19 protein-coding genes are annotated in these 19,202 nt (G+C 71.2%); 11 read left to right on the forward strand and 8 right to left on the reverse strand.

Annotated features, from left to right (window positions below; all coding sequences use genetic code 11):
* Positions 1–64 precede the first annotated feature (64 nt).
* Positions 65–1,063: a GTP 3',8-cyclase MoaA gene (gene moaA, locus VFH10_RS12980; RefSeq protein WP_325129174.1), complete on the forward strand. Its 999-nt coding sequence runs from the start codon at positions 65–67 to the stop codon at positions 1,061–1,063.
* Positions 1,064–1,188: 125 nt separating this feature from the next.
* Positions 1,189–1,752 (forward strand): hypothetical protein, encoded by a 564-nt coding sequence (locus tag VFH10_RS12985; RefSeq protein ID WP_325129177.1) that lies wholly within the window; start codon positions 1,189–1,191, stop codon positions 1,750–1,752.
* Positions 1,753–1,755: 3 nt separating this feature from the next.
* Here VFH10_RS12985 and VFH10_RS12990 read toward each other — a convergent pair whose 3' ends face one another.
* The 3 genes from VFH10_RS12990 to VFH10_RS13000 all read right to left on the reverse strand — a co-directional run bounded on the left by VFH10_RS12990 (position 1,756) and on the right by VFH10_RS13000 (position 4,955).
* Positions 1,756–4,110, reverse strand: a complete 2,355-nt coding sequence (locus VFH10_RS12990; RefSeq protein ID WP_325129179.1) for a putative bifunctional diguanylate cyclase/phosphodiesterase — start codon at positions 4,108–4,110, stop codon at positions 1,756–1,758.
* Positions 4,111–4,162: 52 nt separating this feature from the next.
* The gene (locus tag VFH10_RS12995; protein ID WP_325129181.1) at positions 4,163–4,408 is read right to left on the reverse strand and encodes a hypothetical protein; all 246 of its coding nucleotides are present in this window, start codon (positions 4,406–4,408) and stop codon (positions 4,163–4,165) included.
* Between the two features lie 247 nt (positions 4,409–4,655).
* Positions 4,656–4,955 (reverse strand): DUF3099 domain-containing protein, encoded by a 300-nt coding sequence (locus VFH10_RS13000; protein WP_325129183.1) that lies wholly within the window; start codon positions 4,953–4,955, stop codon positions 4,656–4,658.
* Between the two features lie 91 nt (positions 4,956–5,046).
* Between VFH10_RS13000 and VFH10_RS13005 the strand changes: the two genes are divergently transcribed.
* The 4 genes from VFH10_RS13005 (at position 5,047) to VFH10_RS13020 (ending at position 8,559) form a co-directional block, all read left to right on the forward strand.
* Entirely contained in the window at positions 5,047–5,259 is a 213-nt protein-coding gene (locus VFH10_RS13005; protein WP_325129185.1) for a dodecin, read from the forward strand.
* A 12-nt stretch (positions 5,260–5,271) separates the two neighbouring features.
* The gene (locus VFH10_RS13010) at positions 5,272–5,976 is read left to right on the forward strand and encodes a beta-ketoacyl-ACP reductase (RefSeq protein ID WP_325129187.1); all 705 of its coding nucleotides are present in this window, start codon (positions 5,272–5,274) and stop codon (positions 5,974–5,976) included.
* A gap of 66 nt (positions 5,977–6,042) precedes the next feature.
* Positions 6,043–6,813 carry an enoyl-ACP reductase FabI gene (gene fabI / locus VFH10_RS13015; protein ID WP_325129189.1) on the forward strand — a complete coding sequence of 257 codons (771 nt, stop codon included), beginning with the start codon at positions 6,043–6,045 and terminating at the stop codon, positions 6,811–6,813.
* 33 nt (positions 6,814–6,846) lie between these two features.
* Positions 6,847–8,559, forward strand: coding sequence for a Mur ligase family protein (locus VFH10_RS13020; RefSeq protein ID WP_325129191.1), 1,713 nt, complete (start codon positions 6,847–6,849; stop codon positions 8,557–8,559).
* A gap of 204 nt (positions 8,560–8,763) precedes the next feature.
* Here the strand turns inward: VFH10_RS13020 and cphA are convergent, their stop codons facing one another.
* Positions 8,764–11,550, reverse strand: a complete 2,787-nt coding sequence (cphA, locus tag VFH10_RS13025) for a cyanophycin synthetase (RefSeq protein WP_325129193.1) — start codon at positions 11,548–11,550, stop codon at positions 8,764–8,766.
* Positions 11,543–12,508 (reverse strand): cyanophycinase, encoded by a 966-nt coding sequence (locus tag VFH10_RS13030; RefSeq protein WP_325129194.1) that lies wholly within the window; start codon positions 12,506–12,508, stop codon positions 11,543–11,545. The genes cphA and VFH10_RS13030 overlap by 8 nt, the downstream gene beginning before the upstream one ends.
* 58 nt (positions 12,509–12,566) lie before the next feature.
* Between VFH10_RS13030 and VFH10_RS13035 the strand changes: the two genes are divergently transcribed.
* Complete coding sequence (locus VFH10_RS13035; protein WP_325129196.1) at positions 12,567–13,073, forward strand: histidine phosphatase family protein; 507 nt, start codon at positions 12,567–12,569, stop codon at positions 13,071–13,073.
* A gap of 10 nt (positions 13,074–13,083) precedes the next feature.
* Here VFH10_RS13035 and serB read toward each other — a convergent pair whose 3' ends face one another.
* Positions 13,084–14,328: a phosphoserine phosphatase SerB gene (gene serB, locus VFH10_RS13040; protein ID WP_325129198.1), complete on the reverse strand. Its 1,245-nt coding sequence runs from the start codon at positions 14,326–14,328 to the stop codon at positions 13,084–13,086.
* Positions 14,329–14,337: 9 nt separating this feature from the next.
* Positions 14,338–15,069 carry a hypothetical protein gene (locus VFH10_RS13045; RefSeq protein ID WP_325129200.1) on the reverse strand — a complete coding sequence of 244 codons (732 nt, stop codon included), beginning with the start codon at positions 15,067–15,069 and terminating at the stop codon, positions 14,338–14,340.
* A 93-nt stretch (positions 15,070–15,162) separates the two neighbouring features.
* On the opposite strand from VFH10_RS13045, the gene VFH10_RS13050 reads away from it, so the two are divergent.
* The 4 genes from VFH10_RS13050 to VFH10_RS13065 are packed head-to-tail and all read left to right on the forward strand — an operon-like array spanning position 15,163 to position 18,369.
* Positions 15,163–15,963: an ABC transporter ATP-binding protein gene (locus tag VFH10_RS13050; protein ID WP_325129202.1), complete on the forward strand. Its 801-nt coding sequence runs from the start codon at positions 15,163–15,165 to the stop codon at positions 15,961–15,963.
* 9 nt (positions 15,964–15,972) lie between these two features.
* Complete coding sequence (locus VFH10_RS13055; protein ID WP_325129204.1) at positions 15,973–16,440, forward strand: NfeD family protein; 468 nt, start codon at positions 15,973–15,975, stop codon at positions 16,438–16,440.
* 31 nt (positions 16,441–16,471) lie between these two features.
* On the forward strand, positions 16,472–17,605 hold the full coding sequence (locus tag VFH10_RS13060) for an SPFH domain-containing protein (RefSeq protein ID WP_325129206.1): 1,134 nt from the start codon (positions 16,472–16,474) through the stop codon (positions 17,603–17,605).
* The gene (locus tag VFH10_RS13065) at positions 17,602–18,369 is read left to right on the forward strand and encodes a sulfite exporter TauE/SafE family protein (RefSeq protein WP_325129207.1); all 768 of its coding nucleotides are present in this window, start codon (positions 17,602–17,604) and stop codon (positions 18,367–18,369) included. The genes VFH10_RS13060 and VFH10_RS13065 overlap by 4 nt, the downstream gene beginning before the upstream one ends.
* Positions 18,370–18,389: 20 nt before the next feature.
* Here VFH10_RS13065 and trhA read toward each other — a convergent pair whose 3' ends face one another.
* On the reverse strand, positions 18,390–19,082 hold the full coding sequence (trhA, locus tag VFH10_RS13070; RefSeq protein WP_325129209.1) for a PAQR family membrane homeostasis protein TrhA: 693 nt from the start codon (positions 19,080–19,082) through the stop codon (positions 18,390–18,392).
* Positions 19,083–19,202 lie beyond the last annotated feature (120 nt).

Consider the following 19,202-nt stretch of genomic DNA (forward strand, 5'->3'; position numbering starts at 1 on the left):
TCGGCGGCCGTTCGACGGCCCTGTGCACCAGGTCACTTTCACCGACACCCCCTAGTATCGAGGAATGAGCACCATCGGACTGGTCGACAGGTACGACCGGGTGGCGACCGACCTGCGCGTGTCGCTGACCGACCGCTGCAACCTGCGCTGCTCCTACTGCATGCCCGCCGAGGGACTCGACTGGCTGCCCGGCGACGAGGTGCTCACCGACGGCGAGGTCGTGCGGCTGATCGAGATCGCGGTCACCAGGCTCGGCGTGCGGGAGGTGCGGTTCACCGGCGGCGAGCCGCTGGTACGCCGGGGGATCGTCGACATCGTGCGACGCACCGCCGCACTGTCACCGCGTCCCGACACCTCGATCACGACCAACGCGTTGGGGCTCGAGCGCACCGCCGTCGCGCTCGCGGAGGCGGGGCTCGACCGGGTCAACGTCAGCCTCGACACCGTGCGGCGCGACGACTTCCACACGATCACGCGGCGCGACCGGCTGCATGACGTGGTCGCCGGGCTGGAGGCGGCCGCGGCGGCCGGGCTGGGCCCGGTGAAGGTCAACGCGGTGCTGCTCCGCGGCGTCAACGACGACCAGGGCCCGGAGCTGCTGCGGTGGTGCATCGACCGCGGCTACCAGCTGCGGTTCATCGAGCAGATGCCGCTCGACGCCCAGCACGGCTGGAGCCGCGAGAAGATGATCACCGCCGAGGAGATCTTCGAGTCGCTGGCGACGACGTTCGACCTGTCGCCGGCCGAGGAGCCACGGGGAAGCGCTCCGGCCGAGCTGTTCCTGGTCGACGGTGGTCCGGCCACCGTCGGCGTGATCGCGTCCGTGACCCGGCCGTTCTGCGGTGACTGCGACCGGGTCCGCCTGACCGCCGACGGACAGGTGCGCAACTGCCTGTTCGCACGCGAGGAGTCCGACCTGCGCACCGCCCTCCGCGACGGCGCGACGGACGAGGAGCTCGCCGACCGTTGGCGGGTCGCGATGCTGGGCAAGCGGCCGGGTCACGGCATCGATGACCCCAGCTTCCTGCAGCCGAGCCGGCCGATGTCGGCCATCGGCGGCTGACCCCCCCGACTTGATCGGCCGAACGGACGGATCCGGATGGCCCAACGGGCGCCGGTCAGGCGTGTGCGGGTGGTGCCCGGCGTGCTGTGCGCCCAAAAGTCCCGGTTCTGGCCGATGATGTGGGTATGCGCCTGTTCGCCGCCATCGTGCCGCCCCGGCACGTCGTCGAGGAGCTCGTCGAGGAGCTGCTGGCCGTCGGCGCGGGCACCGGGGAGCTCGACCTGGTGCGCACGGACGAGATGTACATCCCGGTGACCGGGTTCGGGAACGTCTCTCACGGCGACGCCCAGCAGCTCGTCAACACGCTGGTCCGCGCCGCGTCGTCGTGGTCGCGGCCCGACCTGCGGTTCAGCGGGAGCGCGGCCCTCGAGTGGCCCGGCGACCACAACGTCTGGGCCCGGCTCGACGGGGACGTGGACGGCCTGCTCACCGTCGGTCGGGGTGTCCCGCCGGCGGTGCAGCGCCTCGGCTTCCTGGTCGACCGACGGGTCTTCCGCCCCTGGATGGCTGTCGGCTCCATCACCGACGACACCACCGCGCCCTTCCTGGAGAAGGTCGTCGACCGGCTCGACGAGTTCAAGGGCACCATGTGGACGTTGTCCGCGCTCACCGTCATGCGCAAGGTCCCGACGGACGACAAGGGTGGCATGGAGGACGTCGTCCACGAGCTGATCCCGCTCGGCTCGTAGCCGCTAGACCCTCGACTCCGCGTCCGCGTCGACGAGCGCCTGGTTGGTCTGCAGCACGTTGACCACCCGGTCCACGGGCATCGGCCGGTGCAGCAGGTAGCCCTGGGCGAGCGGGGCGTGCACGTGGTCCCGGAGGTGCTCGAGCTGGGAGGCGCGCTCGATGCCCTCGATCACCACGTCCAGGCCGAGCGCCTGACCCATCATCGTGATCGAGCACAGCAGCGCGCAGGAGCGCTCGTCGCGGTCGATCCCGTCGGAGAACGAGGCGTCGGTCTTGATGATCTTGACCGGCATGTCCTGCAGGTAGCCGATGGAGGAGAAGCCCACGCCGAAGTCGTCGATCGCGAAGTGCACCCCCAGCTCGGCGATCTGTGCCATCGCGTCGATGGACACCGGGTCGTCGCCGATCATGTCGCGCTCGGTGATCTCCAGGACCAGGGTGGCGCCCGACATCCGGTCGCGCGCCGCGCGCACCCGGTCCACGAACGCCGCCTCGCGCAGCTGCTTGGCGGAGATGTTGACCGCAACGGTCAGCTCGCCGCCCGCCGCCGCGAGCAGGCGGGGCGCGTCTGCCGCGGCCAGCTCCAGGATGACGTCGCCGAGCGGCACGATCAGGCCGCTCTCCTCGGCGACCTTGATGAAGATGTCGGGAGGAACGTCCACCCCGTTGGAGTTCCAGCGGGCCAGGGCCTCGACCCCGGTGATCCGGCCGGTGGACGCGCGCACGACGGGTTGGTAGACCAGCGACAGGTCACCGGCCGCCACCGACGAGCGGAGCGACTCCACCAGTTCGAGCCGCTGCAGCCGGGTCCGGCCCAGCGCGCCCTCGTAGGTGACGAACTGGTTCTTCCCGCGCGCCTTGGCCTCGTACATCGCGAGGTCGGCGTTGCGGAGCAGGCTCTCGGAGGTGTCGCCGGGCTCGCCGAACGCGACGCCCACGCTCGCGCTCAGCGCCAGCCGGTGACCGGCCACGTGGGCGCCCGAGGAGAGGGCGGTGAGGATCCGCTCGCACGCCGAGTCGACCTCGACCGGGCGGACGTCCTCGAGCAGGATGGCGAACTCGTCGCCGCCGAGGCGGGCGACGGTGTCGCTGGCCCGGACGCAGGAGGCGAGACGCTGCGCGAAGTCGATCAGCACGGCGTCCCCGGCCGCGTGGCCGAACCGGTCGTTGACCGGCTTGAAGCCGTCGAGGTCGATGAAGAGCAGCGCGATCCGGGTGCCGCGTCGCCGCGACAGCTGCAACGCGTGCTCGACCCGGTCCAGCAGCAGGCCGCGGTTGGGCAGGTTCGTCAGCAGGTCGTGGCGGGCCAGATGGGTCATGTCCTCGGTCAGGCGCAGCCGGGCGAAGGCGTCGGACGACACCGCCACGAGCGCCTCCAGGGCCTGCTGGTCGGCGGACTGGGTGGATCGCGCCCGGTGCCGTCCGGGCGCCACCAGCCAGCGGTCGCGCTGACCGTCCTGCAGCTGAGCGCCGATCTCGTGGGGGGCCGGCGGCTCGGCGCGGACGACCACCTGGCTCAGCCGCAGCAGCCGGCGGGCGTCGTCGATGAGCGCGTCGATCACCTGGCGGGTGTCGGACAGCGTCTGCGCGCGGACCGCGGCCTCGAAGAGCACCTCGAGCCGCCGTGCGTTCTCGGTGCCTCGCGTCACCGACCGGGTGGCTACCAGGAGGGTGACCAGCGGGACCACGAGCAGCACCAGCGTCCACCACGGGGCCGCGCGCACCACCACGGCGGCCAGGTAGCCCAGGGAGTCGAACGGCACGAAGCACGAGACCGCGATGAGACTGCCGCGCTGCACCAGCTGGTCGCGGACCGGGGACCGCTCCTCGAGCGACACCGAGACCGCCGAGACGATGAAGTCGATGCCGAAGTACGCCGCGGCCGCCAGGAAGATCGCGAACAGCTCGCGCGGCGTGCCTCGGTCGGCGTCGACCACGACCACGATCAGGGCCGCGACCGCGCCGCCGAGGATCCCGACCCCGATGTTGAACAGCTTGATGTTGGTGCGCTTGTCGTTGGTGATCTGGGTGCCGATCACACCCAGGCTCCAGAGCAGCACGGACTCTTGTGGCCCCAGGGTGCACAGCAGGAACATCAGCACGCAGGAGTCGAAGCCGACCTCGATGCCGCCGTCGCCGCGGTCGAGCACCAGCGGGAACCGCGCCACCAGCATGATCAGCGGCACGGTCAGCAGCTCCAGGCCGCTGAGCGGCAGCTGGGGCGTGCCCATGGTCACCAGGGCCACCACGATGGCCACCGCCCCCAGCACCAGCACGGTCCGGTCGAAGACGCGGCTCGCCAATGGCGCCGCCAGGAGTGGGGGCGCCGGAGGTGGGGGCACGACGGGGTGGCTCATGATGCCTCCAGTATCAGGTAAAGGCACCGGCAAGACGTGCGTTTTGCCCCATTCATGCACCCGGCCCGGAACCGGGTGCGTCACCCGGCCGGACCGGCATCGGCCGCACGTCACGCAGGAACGACCGGGCCCGCAGGAACTCGCTGAGCGACTCCCGGTGCTCGTCGCAGGCCAGCCACGTCTTGCGCCGCTCGGGGGTGTGCAGCTTGGGGTTGTTCCAGAGCAGCGCCCAGGCCGCGCCGGCGCGGCAGCCTCGGGCCGAGCAGGTCGGCTGGGCCTCGTCGGAGCCGGTCGTCATGGTGCGGTCCTCCAGCGGGGAGGGGCCGGGCGACGGGGCGTCGGCCGGGGACGAGAGCGGCGGTGCCGGACAGCCACGGGGGAAGCCGTCCGGCACCGCCTTGCCGCGAGCTCAGACGGGGGAGGCTGAACTCGCGCGGCAGCGATTGTTGCACGCGAGTCTGGACAAATCCAACAGTCAACCAACGACACACGCGCCCTTTTCGGGTGTCTGGACCAGTGCCCCCAGCGGGCCGGGTCGAGAGCGGTCACTCGCCGGGCTTGCCCTCGATGGAACGCCTGCCGGGATCGGGCTGCATCAGGTCGGGCGCGCCCGGGTCGGCGCTCGAGCCGGCGTTCGCCATCACGACGGCGACGTACGGCAGGATGAACGACAAGACGAGGAAGACCCACATGAACCAGTGGCCGATGCTGACGACCGCCAGCAGGAAGCAGATGGTGCGGATCGTCATCGAGATGACGTAGCGCCGCTGACGCGCGCTGATGTCGTCGGAGTGGCTGCGCGTGGCTGTGGTGATCCGGATCGGATCGGCCTCCCTGCGCACCATCCCTCCACCGTACGCCGCCGTCCGACCCCGGCATACGGGACTAGTCTGCGTCGCAGAGCACGTACCGACCGTCGAGGCCCAGGAGGCTCCCGTGTCCAACCGCGTCTACCGCGTCACCGAGATCGTCGGCACCTCGCCAGACGGGATCGACCAGGCGATCCGCAACGGCATCGAGCGCGCGTCGCGCACCCTGCGTCATCTGGACTGGTTCGAGGTGACCCAGGTGCGCGGCCAGGTCAAGGACGACGCCGTCGAGCACTTCCAGGTGGGCCTCAAGCTCGGGTTCCGTCTCGAGGACGACTGATAGCGTCCCCGCGTGAGCAGATCGGTACTCGTCACCGGAGGCAACCGCGGCATCGGCCGCGCCATCGCGGAGGCGTTCGTCGCCTCGGGGGACCAGGTCGCCGTGACCCTGCGGAGCGGTGAGCCCCCGGAGGGCACCCTCGGGGTGAAGTGCGACGTCACGGACCCGGCCTCGGTCGAGGCGGCCTTCAAGGAGGTCGAGGACAAGCACGGCCCGGTCGAGGTGCTGGTCGCCAACGCCGGGATCACCCGCGACACGCTGCTGCTGCGGATGAGCGAGGAGGACTGGTCGTCGGTCATCGAGACCAACCTCACCGGGTCCTACCGGGTCGCGAAGCGCGCCGCCAAGGGCATGCTCCGGCTCCGACGCGGCCGGATCGTGCTGATCTCGTCGGTCGTCGGCCTGCTCGGCTCGGCCGGCCAGGTCAACTACGCCGCGAGCAAAGCCGGCCTGGTCGGCGTCGCGCGGTCGATGGCACGCGAGCTGGGCAGCCGCTCGATCACCACCAACGTCGTGGCGCCGGGCTTCGTCGAGACCGAGATGACCGCCGTGCTGCCGGAGGAGACCCAGGCGCAGTACAAGGCGCAGATCCCGCTCGGCCGCTACGCGAGCACCGACGAGGTGGCCGGCGTCGTGCACTGGATCGCCTCCGACGCGGCCGGCTACATCACCGGTGCCGTGATCCCCGTCGACGGCGGCCTGGGCATGGGCCACTGAGGCGGTTCGAGCCTCCCGCGCGGACCACTCGTCCTGACCACCGAACAGCAGAGGAGTACGACGAACATGGGCATTCTCGAGGGCAAGCGGATCCTGGTCGCGGGCGTCACCATGGACACCTCCATCGGCTTCGCCGTCGCCCGGGTAGCCCAGCAGGAGGGTGCCACCGTCCTGGTGTCCAACTTCGGCCGCGCGCTGGGGATCACCAAGCGGATCGTGGGCCGTCTTCCCGAGCCGGCCCCGGTGATCGAGCTCGACGTCACCGACCCGGAGCACCTCGAGCGCCTGCCCGGCCTGATCGGCGAGCACGTCGACGGTCTCGACGGGGTCGTGCACTCGGTGGCCTACGGCAACCCGGAGACGCTCCTCGGCGGCAAGTTCCTCGACGGCCCCTGGGACGACGTGGCCCAGGCCGTGCAGGTCTCGGCGTACTCACTGAAGTCCTTGGCGGTCGCGTGCCTGCCCCTGATGCAGCCGGGTGGTTCCGTGGTCGGGATGACCTTCGACGCCAGCGTGGCGTGGCCGGCGTACGACTGGATGGGCTTCTCGAAGGCGGCGCTGGAGTCGTGCTCGCGCTACCTGGCCCGGGACCTGGGGCCCAAGGGGGTGCGGGTGAACCTGGTCTCCGCGGGCCCGCTCAAGACCCTGGCCGCGAAGGCCATCCCCGGCTTCGAGGAGCTCGAGTCGATGTGGAGCGACCGCTCACCCCTCGGCTGGGACGAGAAGGACACCGAGCCGACCGCGCGGTCGGTTGTGGCGCTGCTCTCCGACTGGTTCCCGGCGACCACCGGCGAGATCGTGCACGTCGACGGCGGCTACCACGCGATGGGCGCCTGACCCGGGCGTCCCGCGCTTCGCTACCGTTCCCGCGTGACGTCATCGCTCGTCGAGCTGCGGGTCCTCGAGGGTCCCAACCTCTACTTCCCCCGCGCGGCCATCAAGCTCACGTTGGACCTGACGGGTGTGATCGAGGCGCCGGAGGAGCGCGCGCTCCGCTTCGCGGCCCGCATCGGCCTGACCCGGGCCCGTCCGGGCAAGCCCGGCAGCGGGTTCCGGCAGCGCTTCGCCGCGCGCGCCGTGGGCAGGCTGGTGCGGCAGATCGCGGGTGAGGCCGGTACGACGCGGCTGGCGGTCCGGGTGCGTCCGACCAACGACGTGCACCGGCTCGTGGTCGCGTACCCGTGGCGCAGCCGCACCCGCGCCCAGGCACTCGGACGTGCGGTGGCCGACGTCCTCGACGCGGTCACGGTTCCCGAGCCTGTCGCAGCGCCCAACCCGGACATCGACGGCCTGGTGAGTGCGGCGGCCGCCACCGTGCGCGCCGCCGAGGCGGGGCCCGGTCCGACGACCCTGCGGCCCCGGATCCCGATCGTCGCCGTGACCGGCACCAACGGCAAGACGACCACGTCGCGCATGGTCGCTCACATCGCCCGCACGCATGGGCTGCACGTCGGCTGGTCGAGCACCGACGGCATCTACATCGACGGGGAGCTGGTGGAGGCGGGGGACTACTCCGGCCCCAGCGGCGCGGGCCGCGTGCTCGCGCACCCGGAGGTGCAGCTGGCGGTCACCGAGACCGCGCGCGGCGGCATCCTGCTCAAGGGAATCGGGCTTGCCTACAACAACGTCTCCGTGTTCACCAACGTCTCCGCGGACCATCTCGGCATGCACGGCATCGACACGGTCGACCAGCTCGCCGAGGTCAAGGGCATCGTCTCGCGGATCACCCGGCCCGACGGCTGGGCCGTGCTCAACGCAGACGACCCTCGGGTGCTGGCCACCCGCGCGCACATCAAGGCACGACCATGGGCGTTCTCCCGCGACCCCGACTCGCCGGCCCTGCGCGAGGTGCTCGGCGACGGCGGCAGGGTCACGACCGTCATCGACGGCTGGCTGTGCGTGATCGAGTCCGACTCGGACCCCGACCCGCTGATCGAGCTGGTGGACGTCCCGATGACGCTCGCGGGTCTGTCGCGGTTCAACGTCGAGAACGCCCTGGGCGCCGCCTCCGCCGCGCTCGCGGTCGGGCTGCCGCGGGCGGCCGTGGTGGAGGGGCTCAGGTCGTTCAAGCCGGACCCCGAGCACAATCCCGGCCGGATGAACTTCTTCACCCGCGACGACGTCAGCGTGGTCGTCGACCTCGCGCACAACGAGGCCGGCCTCGAGGCGCTGCTGGAGATCATGAACGGCGTACGCCGGCCCGGGGCGCGGCTGCTGCTGGGCCTCGGCGCGGTGGGCGACCGCATGGACGACATCGTCGAGAGCCTGGGGGAGAAGGGCGCACGGGACGCCGACGTGGCGGTGATCGCGCACAAGGAGCGGTACCTCCGTGGGCGTAGCACCGACGAGCTCGACGAGCTGTTCCGTCGCGGTGCCGCCCGGGTCGGGGTCGAGGACCTGCCGTCGTACCCGAGCGAGCTCGCCGGGCTGCAGGCCCTCGTCGACCAGGCCGAGCCCGGCGACGTGGTCGGGCTGATGTGCCACGAGGACCGCGCGGGCGTCTACGACTGGCTCGCCACCGCCGGGTTCACCCCCGACACTCCCGAGACCCTGCGGCAGAAGGTCAAGGCCGCCCAGGCCTGATATGGCCACGAACGGTCATCTCGAGCGGTCACCACAAGCGGTCAGGCGGGCGCTGTCGCAACCACCCACGCGTGGGGAACGCGCGACTGCTCCGTCGAGAGCACGGGATGACGTCGGCCGAGGAGTCAGTTATGCACCGACACGCCGCAGGCTCGCCTGAATAACTGACTCCTCGGCACCGACAGGTTTGACGGTTGGTGCATGTCAGGGGGTTGGGGCTGGCACGTAGTCCGGGTCGCCGACCGGGTCGTCCTCGGAGCCGGAACCCGCCTGGGCCTGGTTCGACCAGTTCTCGAGCTCGGCCATCACCATGGGGTGCTTGTCGACACAGACCACGACCAGGTCGCCGGGGTTGGCGCGGGACATCGCGTGCCGGACCGCCTCGATCTCGTCGAGGATGATCTCCAGCTGCTTGCACCGCGCGCCCTCGGCCATGCTCGTCCGCAGGCCCTCTGCGACGAGGGCGGCGACCGCCCCGCGATCCCGGCCCCGGAGGGCGACGTCCTCGCGCACGATGACCACGTCGAAGTGCTGGGCGGCGATGGCACCGAGCTCGCGCATGTCGTCGTCGCGGCGGTCACCCGCGGTGGCGATGACCCCGATGCGCGACGGCTTGCCGAGCTCGCTGGTCGACTCCAGGCTCTCGCCGACCCGGTCCACGAAGTCGCCGAGCATCCGCATCCCCGGGGCGTTGTGGCAGTAGTCCACGATGACGTGCCGGCCGCTCACCTCGACCTCGTTGAGCCGGCCGGGGGAGAGGTAGTAGTTGGTCGAGAAGGTCCGCAGCCCCTGGCGGATGTCGTGCAAAGGGGCACCCGAGGCGAACGCCGCGGCGGCGGCGGCCAGTGAGTTCTGCACGTTCATCCGGGCCTTGCCGCCGAAGGTCGCCGGCAGCAGGTGCGTCCAGGCCAGCTGCATCTCACGTCGGCCGTGCCGGACGACGATCATCTCGCCACGGTCGCTCGGCTCGAGGACCAGGGCCTTGCCGCCGCGACGGCAGTGCGCGTCGATCATGTCGCGGACCTCGGAGCCCGGCTCCTCCATCGAGAACCAGACCACCTGGCCGGAGCAGCGGCGCCGCATCTCCCGCACCAGCGGGTCGTCGGCGTTGAGCACGGCGTGCCCGTCGCGGGGCACCGCCTCGACCAGGACGGCCTTGACGTCGGCGAGCTGCTCGACGGTGTCGATGCCGCGGAGGCCGAGGTGGTCGGGCTGGACGTTGAGCACGACGGCGACGTCGTTGCGCTCGTAGCCGAGGCCCTCGCGCAGGATGCCGCCGCGCGCGACCTCGAAGACCGCGAAGTCGACGCGGGGGTTCTGCAGCACCATCCGGGCCGACTTCGGACCGGACGCGTCGGCGCGGATCACCAGGCGCTCGTCGATGACCACGCCGTCGGTGGAGGTCATCCCGACCTTGTGGCCCATGCCCTTGAAGATGTGCGAGATCATCCGCGAGGTCGTGGTCTTGCCGTTGGTGCCGGTGACCGCGACGATCGGGATCCGGCTCGGTGCACCGGGCGGGAACAGCATGTCGACGACCGGCTTGGAGATGAACTGCGGCTCACCGATCGTCGGGTGCGTGTGCATGCGGAACCCGGGAGCCGCGTTGACCTCGCAGATCGCGCCGCCCGTCTCGCGAACCGGCTCGGTGATGTCCGGGCAGATGAAGTCGATGCCGGCGATGTCGAGGCCGACCATCCGGGCGGCCTCCTCGGCGATCTCGACGTTCTCCGGGTGCGCCTCGAAGGTGCGGTCGATGGAGATGCCACCGGTCGACATGTTGCCGGTCAGCGTCAGCTTGACCATCTCGCCGACCGGCGGGACGCCATCGCGCTCGTAGCCCTGCTCCTTGAGGAGCAGCAGTGCGGAGTCGTCGAGCTTGATCCGGGTGAGCACCTTCTCGTGGCCGACGCCGCGACGTGGGTCGGCGTTCGTGAGCTCGACCAGCTGCTCGATCGTGCTCTTCCCGTCGCCGATCACGTGGGCCGGCACCCGCTCCGCGACGGCGGCGAGGCGCCCGTCGATGATCAGGCACCGGTAGTCGCGACCGGTGATGTAGGACTCGACGATCACCCAGCCGCGCCTGGACTGCGCCTCGGCGATCGGGAAGGCCTCGCGGACGTCGTTCTCGTCCTGCAGGTCCAGGCAGACCCCGCGGCCGTGGTTGCCGTCGAGCGGCTTGACCACGACCGGGTAGCCGATCCGGCCGGCCATCCTCACCGCCTGGTCGACGCTGCGCACGGACTCCTGCTTGGGGACCGGCAGCCCGGCCGCGCCGAGCAGCCGGGTGGTGAGGTCCTTGTCGGACGCGACGTCGACCGCGATGGCGCTGGTCGCCGAGGTCATGGTGGCCCGGATCCGCTTCTGGTGCACGCCCTGGCCGAGCTGCACGAGGGAGTACTGGTTGAGCCGGATCCACGGGATGTCCCGCGAGACCGCCTCGTCGAGGATGGCCTGCGTCGACGGGCCGAACGCCGTGCGCTCGGCGCGCAGGATGAAGGTCTCGAGCTCCTTCTCCCAGTCGAAGTCCGGGTCGGCCTCCACCAGGTGGTTGACCATCCGTACGGCGAGCCGGGCCGCCGCGAGGCCGACCTGCTCGTCGACGTACCCGTAGACGACGTTGTAGTGGCCGCGGGCGCCCTTCACCTGACGGGTCTTGCCGCGCCTGATGTCGTGGCCGACGACCTGCTGCAGCGCCAGCGCCACGTGCTCCGCGACGTGTCCGAGCCAGGTGCCCTCATTGAGCCGCTCGACGAACCCGCCCCGTCTGCCGCGCGAGCAGGAGTGCTCGCGCAGGCCCGGCAGCATCTGAAGGAGCTCGTCGGTGAAGCCGGGAAGGGTGTTGCTGGGGAAGTCCTCGAGCGAGCCCAGGTCGACCACGAGATGGATCGCCTTCTCGTAGGACCACACGTTGGCACCGCGGTAGACCCTGGTCTCCAGGATCGTCAGGTCGGGGCTCGGGCGGGTGGCCGGACGGGGCTGCTCAGTCATGCAGGTCTCCTTCGGAGTGCTGTCGGGCCATTCGTCGTCTCAGCACCGAGGGCGAGACGTCGCCGGCGGCGATGTCGCGAGCCAACCGCTTCAGGTCCTGTCCCGCAACCGCCAGCTCCTCGGCCTCGGACGCGTTGACAACCGGTGCCTCGGTGATCAGCACCTTGTCGGTGAGGTCGAAGACGGAGCCGGCCGGCAGGACGTGCAGCACCACGCCGGACGCCAGCAGGGGAGCGGTACGCCGCGCCTCGTGGGCGTTGGAGACGACGTTGCGCCCGTCGAAGATGGTCACGACGCCCCGCCCGAGCACCCGCAGGATCTCGTGACCGGCCACCTCGGTGACCAGGGCGCCGGTGTCCTCGTCGATCCCGATGCCGAGCAGGCCCGGGCTCTGCGCGACGAGCATGAGCAGCCGGCCGTACCTGTTGCGCTGTCCGAAGTGCTGGTCGATGACCACATCTCGGATCAGCCCCAGCCCGGCGGCCAGCTGGGTCATCCGCTGCTTGGGGGTCGCCCCACCACTGCCGAACGCCACCATGTGCGACGACTGGATGCTCGCCCCGGCGCTGGTGCCGGCCACGGCCACGCCGCGCTCGTGGGCCGCGACAATGGCGTCGCCGAACGGGGTGCCGTTGACGATCGCGGACAGCTTCAGCTGGTTGCCGCCGGTCATGAAGATTCCGGTGGCCTCCTCGAGCCGGGCCACCAGCGTGGGGTCCGCGGCCTGCTCGCGGGTCTCCGGCCGGAGGCCGAACACCTCGGCGGCGCCGAGCTTGCGGAAGAGCGCCTCGTAGAGCTCCACGATCTCCGGTCCGAGCGACGAGGCGGTGGGGACGACGGCGATCCGGGCCCGGGGTCCGCCCGCCAGTGCGACGAACTCGGAGAGGACCGCGCGCCTGCCGAGCTTGTCCTCCGCGCCCCCGATCGCCAGGAGGGGCCCTCGGTTGGATGACGACACCCTTGCTTGTGGCGCAATCGGCATGCACGGCAGCCTACGGGGTGGAACAGTGACCTCCGTGACGGGTCGGCGGCAGCTCATCGTGATGCGGCACGGCAAGGCGGAGCCGTTCGCGGCGACCGACCATGTGCGCGCGCTGACCGACCGGGGTCACGCCGACGCGGCCGCCGCGGGCACCTGGCTGGCCGGCCTGCGGCTGGTGCCCGACCATGCGGTGGTGTCCACGGCCGTGCGGGCACGGGAGACGTGGTTCGACCTGGCCCGGGCGGCCGGGTCCGACATCGAGCCGGTCTTCGACGAGGGGCTGTACCAGGGCGGGGTCGACGCCGCCCTGGAGTCGTTGCAGTCGGTCCCCGAGGATGCGGGGACCGTGATCCTGATCGGCCACAACCCGGCCGCGGCGTACCTCGCGCACATGCTCGACGACGGCGAGGGCGACGACGAGGCGATCAGCGGGATGCTGCGTGGGTTCCCGCCGGGCGCGGCGGTCGTGTTCGACGTCGAGGTGGGCTGGTCCGATCTCGCGACCGAGGCCGGGCGCGTGACCGGCTTCCACGCGCCCTGACCGAACCGGTTCAGGCCTCCAACGGCGGCGCGGGGGTGGTGAGACCGGCCTCTGCGTCGGCGGCCTCGACCTCCTCACGCGTGATGCCGAGCAGGTACATGATCGCGTCCAGGTAGGGGACGTTCACACTGGTGTCGGCCGCCTTCTGCACCATCGGCTTGGCGTTGAACGCGATCCCGAGCCCCGCCACCGCGAGCATGTCGAGGTCGTTGGCGCCGTCGCCGATCGCGACCGTGGCGGCCGGCGAGACGCCGGTCTGCTCGGCGAACCGGAGCAGCGCCGCGGCCTTCCCGGCCCGGTCCACGACCGGCCCGACGATCCGCCCGGTCAGCCGGCCGTCCACCACCTCGAGCTCGTTGGCCGCCGCGAAGTCGATGCCGAGGTCCGCGGCGATCCGGTCGGTCACCTGGGTGAACCCCCCCGACACGATCGCGAAGCGGTAGCCGAGCCGCTTCAGCGTGCGGACCAGCGTGCGCGCTCCCGGCGCCAGCTCGATGGACTGGTAGACCGCGTCGAGCGCCCTCGCGTCCAGCCCCTCGAGCAGCGCCACCCGCTCCCGCAGCGACTCCTCGAAGTCCAGCTCACCCCGCATCGCCGACTCGGTCACCCGCGCCACGTCATCGAGACAGCCGGCCTGCTCGGCCAGCATCTCGATCACCTCGCCCTGGACCAGCGTCGAGTCGACGTCCATCACGACCAGGCGGATGCCGTGCCGGAGCAGGCTGGCCGGCTGGACGGCCACGTCGACGCTCTGCACCGCGGCCTCCTCGGCGAGCGTCATCCGGAGCCGGTCCGGGTCGACGCCCGACACGTCCAGCTCGATCGCGGTGACCGGGTATCGCGCCATCCGCTCGATCCGGTCGATGTTGGCGCCGGTGTCTGCGATCCGTCCGGCGATGGCCGCCATCGCCTTGGCGCGGAGCGGCGTACCGAGCACGGTCACGTGGCTGCGCCCCTGCGGTCGACTCCGGTTGTCGCCCGTTCCCCGCTCCACCTCGACCTGCATGTCCAGCTCCTCCGCGACCCGCTCCATCGCGGCACGCACCGCCTTCCAGTCGCGTGGCGCGGTCACGAGGACCCCCAGGACCAGCCGCCGGCGGAGCACGATCTGCTCGATGTCGAGGACGGCACCGCCGTACGCCGCGAGGGTCGCGAACACCGTCGAGGTGACGCCGGGCCGGTCGCGGCCGGTGAGCGTGATCAGGAGTGTCTTGGGCGCCTCGTCGGACGACGGCGCGCTGAGGTCGACTGACACCGGCACAACCTAACCGTCCCAGGGGAACGCGCAGGCGGCCACCAGTCCCCGTCTCGCAGCGTGGTCGAGCGGGACGAGTGCCTCCCGGCGGGTGTCCGCCTCGGCGGTCGTCACCGAGCCGCCGTCGTCCTCGAGGGCCAGCTCCACGATGACCCGGCAGCGAGTGGACAGCTCCGCGAGGCGTACGGCGCGCGGTGCCATCCCGCCCGGGAGGACGAGGTCGGTGTTGCGGCGCAGGGCCATCAGCTCGTCGGCGACCTCGGGGCGCCAGCGGGCCACGTCGAGCTCGGCCAGGACCTCGGCGGTGCCGAGCAGGGTCCGGCGCAGGGCGGCGTCCGCCTCGGACGGGTCGGGCAGCTGACGGTGCGACGCGGCCGGCATCGCACGCCACTGCACGCCGGCGCCGGCGCGGTGGGGGACCAGCCCGAGGTCGGTGCCGGTGAGCACGACGCCCTCGCCGGTCTCCAGCACCTCGCCGTTGAAGGCGGCCGGGCCGGCCAAGCCGAGCGGGTCGCCCGGAGCGGGCAGCGCCAGCCCGGCGGCGGTGGCGCCCTCCGCCCGGAGCAGCCCCAGGGCCAGGATCAGCGGCACCGGCCCGTCCTGGTCGGGCAGCCCGAGCACGTCATGGGCGGCATCCCCCTCGACCACGCGGTCGCGGGTCTCGTCGAGACTCGCGTGGCCGGCGGCGAACGCGGAGAACCAGAGCGCGAAGCGTGCCGACACCGGCAGGGAGGTGCTCACGGGCAGCGAGGCTACGCCGGTGATCCGGGCACGGGGCGCCGGACCCGTGCCGTAGGTTTGTGCCCGCCAGCGGCCCACCACCCAGAGGGAGACATGGACCCCGTTCTCGAGCTCGCCGACGTGTCCGTCCGGCGTGGTCAGACCACGCTGATCGAGGGTGTGGACTGGACCGTGGAGGAGGACGAGCGCTGGGTGGTGCTCGGACCGAACGGCGCCGGGAAGACGACGCTCCTGCAGGTGGTCAGCGCCCAGATCCACCCCACGTCCGGGGTGGCGGGGATCCTCGGTGAGGTGCTCGGCACGATCGACGTCTTCGACCTGCGCCCGCGCATCGGGTTGACCAGTGCAGCGCTCGCCGAGCGGATCCCCCGGGACGAGAAGGTGCACGACGTGGTGGTCTCCGCGTCGTACGCCGTGATCGGCCGGTGGCGTGAGCACTACGACGACCTCGACCACCAGCGCGCCGCCGCGCTGCTGACCGAGCTCGGGGCGGGCCACCTGTCGGACCGCACCTTCGGCACCCTGAGCGAGGGGGAGCGCAAGCGCGTCCAGATCGCCCGCTCGCTGATGACCGACCCGGAGCTGCTGCTGCTCGACGAGCCGGCCGCCGGCCTGGACCTCAGCGGCCGCGAGGACCTGGTGTCCACGCTGTCCGTGCTCGCGATGGACGAGACCTCACCGGCCACCATCTTGGTGTCGCACCACGTCGAGGAGATCCCGCCCGGGTTCACGCACGCGCTGCTGCTGCGTGAGGGCAGGGTCGTGGCCAGCGGGCCGTTGGAGCACGTGATGACCGAGGAGATCCTGTCGGCGACGTTCGGCATGCCGCTCCAGCTCCGCCACGAGGACGCGCGCTGGTCGGCGCGGAGGAGTCCGCGACACCGCACTGGCTAGGCTGGCTGCATGGAGTGGTTCCGGGATCACATGTGGGAGACCTGGACGGCCGTCGCGATCCTCCTGGGGGTCGCCGAGCTGTTCAGCCTCGACCTGGTGCTGCTCATGCTCGCCATGGGCGCCGGCGCAGGCATCCTGACTGCGCTCTTGGGACTCCCCTTCGCCGTCCAGATCCTGGCCGCGATCGCCACGTCTGTCGCGATGCTCGCATTGGTCCGACCCAACGTGGTCAAGCGGCTGCACTCCGGACCCGAGCTGACGCTCGGCCACAACGCGCTGATCGGTCGGGTCGGCGTGGCCGTCTCCGAGATCACCGCCGACGGCGGTGGCCGCATCAGGATCGGCGGCGAGGAGTGGTCGGCGCTGCCGTACGACGACACCACCAAGATCAGGGAGGGCGCCCACGTGGACGTCCTCCAGATCAAGGGCGCCACCGCCTACGTGCACCCGGTGCCCGAGCTCGAGTCCGACAGCTAGTCAACTACCAGAACCGAGGAGGGGATGCCACGTGCCTACCGCGTTGGTGCTGTTCGCCCTGCTGGCGATCTTCGTGATCGCGGCCATCGCCAAGACCGTGCGGATCGTGCCGCAGGCCCGGGCCGGGATCGTCGAGCGGTTCGGCAAGTACAAGGCATCGCTGCCGGCCGGCCTGAACGTCGTCGTGCCGTTCGTCGACAAGGTCCGCTACATGATCGACCTGCGCGAGCAGGTGGTGTCGTTCCCACCGCAGCCCGTGATCACCGAGGACAACCTGGTGGTCTCCATCGACACCGTCATCTACTTCCAGGTCACCGACCCGGTGGCGGCGACGTACGAGATCGCCAACTACATCCAGGCCGTCGAGCAGCTCACCATGACGACGCTGCGCAACATCGTCGGTGGCATGGACCTCGAGGAGACGCTGACCAGCCGCGACGCGATCAACAGCCGGCTGCGCGGCGTCCTCGACGAAGCCACCGGCAAGTGGGGCATCCGGGTCAACCGGGTGGAGCTCAAGGGCATCGACCCGCCGCCGTCGATCAAGGACTCGATGGAGAAGCAGATGCGCGCCGACCGCGACAAGCGTGCGGCCATCCTGACCGCGGAGGGCCAGCGGCAGGCCGCCATCCTGACGGCCGAGGGGTCCAAGCAGTCCGCCATCCTCAACGCCGAGGGCGCGCGCGAGTCGCAGATCCTGCGTGCGCAGGCCGACCGGGAGGCGAAGATCCTGCAGGCGCAGGGCGAGGGCCAGGCCATCCAGACGGTGTTCCAGGCGATCCACGACGGACGCCCGGACCAGTCGCTGCTGGCCTACCAGTACCTCCAGATGATGCCGAAGATCGCGGAGGGCGACGCCAACAAGGTCTGGATCGTGCCCAGCGAGATCGGCAAGGCGCTGGAGGGCCTCGGCTCGACGATGAACAGCCTCAAGGGAATCCCCGACGAGGTCGAGGGCCCGCGCACCCGCGTGGACATGGGCGACGCGGCCGTCGCGGCGTCCTCGCAGTCGGCCGACGCCACGCTGCAGAAGGCCCACGACGAGGTGGCCGCCGCCATCGCCGCGGCCGAGGAGTCGACCCGCGGCGTGGGCTCGGCGTCGGCAGCACCCACGACCAGTGCCGGCACCGCCGAGGGTGACCCGGGGGAGCCCCCGGCTCAGTGACCTTCCTCGAGGTCGTCGCGGTGCTGCTCGCGGGCGTCGCGGCGGGCACCATCAACACCGTGGTGGGGTCGGGAACGCTCATCACGTTCCCGACCCTCCTCGCGCTCGGCGTACCTCCGGTCACCGCCAACGTCTCCAACACGATCGGCCTGGTGCCGGGCTCGGTGTCCGGGTCGATCGGCTACCGGCGCGAGCTGCGCGGTCAGCTCCCGCGTCTGCTCAGGCTGGGCAGCGCATCGCTCGCCGGCGGCGTCGTCGGCGCGCTGCTGCTCCTGGTGCTGCCGGCGGCGGCGTTCGACGCGATCGTGCCGGTGCTGATCGGGCTCGGTTGCGTGCTGGTCCTCATCCAGCCGCGCATCAGCGCGGCGATGGCGGCGCGCGCCGAGCACCGCGGCGAGGAGCGTCCCGAGCACGGCGCGCTCTGGGTCTGGGGCCTGGTGTTCCTCGCCGGGATCTACGGCGGCTACTTCGGGGCGGCGCAGGGCGTGATCCTGATGGCGATCCTCGGCGTCGGGCTCCAGGAGTCGATGCAGCGCAACAACGCGACCAAGAACGTGCTCGCGCTGCTGGTGAACCTCATCGCCGCGATCATCTTCATGGCGGTGGCGGAGGTGAACTGGCCGTACGCCGGCCTGATCGCGGTGGGCGCCGTCGTCGGCGGACAGATCGGTGCGACCGTCGGCCGGCGGCTACCGCCGACCGTGCTGCGGGCGGTGATCGTCACCGTCGGCGTCGCGGCGATCACGACCTTCGTGTTCGGCTGATCGTCGATCGGCCCTGCAGGTCATCGAAGGGCGTAGGTGGCGATCGAGATTCCCACGTAGTGCGCGGCGAACGCGGCGACGGTGAGGGCGTGGAACACCTCGTGGAACCCGAACCAGGAGGGGTACGGGTTCGGTCGCCGCAGCCCGTAGACGACTGCGCCGACGGTGTAGAGCAGACCGCCCAGAGCGAGGAGCAGGACGACGCTCGGAGTGCCGCTGCGGACGAAGTCCCCGGCGAAGACGACCGCGGCCCAGCCCAGGGCGATGTAGATCGGGGTGTAGATCCACCGGGGAGCGGTGCTCCACAGCACGCGGAAGCCGATGCCGGCGGCCGCGCCGCCCCACGCAACCCAGAGCAGCGTGGCCCGGGCGGACCCGTGGAGGAGCAGCAGGGTGAACGGGGTGTAGCTGCCGGCGATCAGCAGGAAGATGCTGGAATGGTCGAGGCGGGTGAGGATCGCGTTGGTGCGTGCAGACCAGCCACCTCGGTGCAACGTGGCCGAGGCCGTGAACAAGATGACGGCCGACAGAGCGAAGATCGCCGACCCGGTCCGGATCGCCGGGGTCGGCGAGAGAGCCACCAGGATGACGCCGGCAACAACCGACAGGGGAGCGGTCGTCGCGTGGAGCCACCCCCGAAGCCGCGGAATCGCCTGCTCCAGGGCGTGCTGGACCCCGGGCGTCAGCGGGTTCGTGGTCGTGATGTGTGCCAAGGCGTTGTCTCCAGAGTGTTCGCCCACTGGTCGTGCACGACGTGGGGACGCTGGGGTCTGGAGCGCTGGCCGTCGTTGATCTATCTGAACTTTCCCAGCGGGCGGTGGACACAAACACCG

Source organism: Nocardioides sp. (assembly GCF_035697785.1).
In the GTDB taxonomy this organism is placed as follows: Bacteria; Actinomycetota; Actinomycetes; order Propionibacteriales; family Nocardioidaceae; genus Nocardioides_B.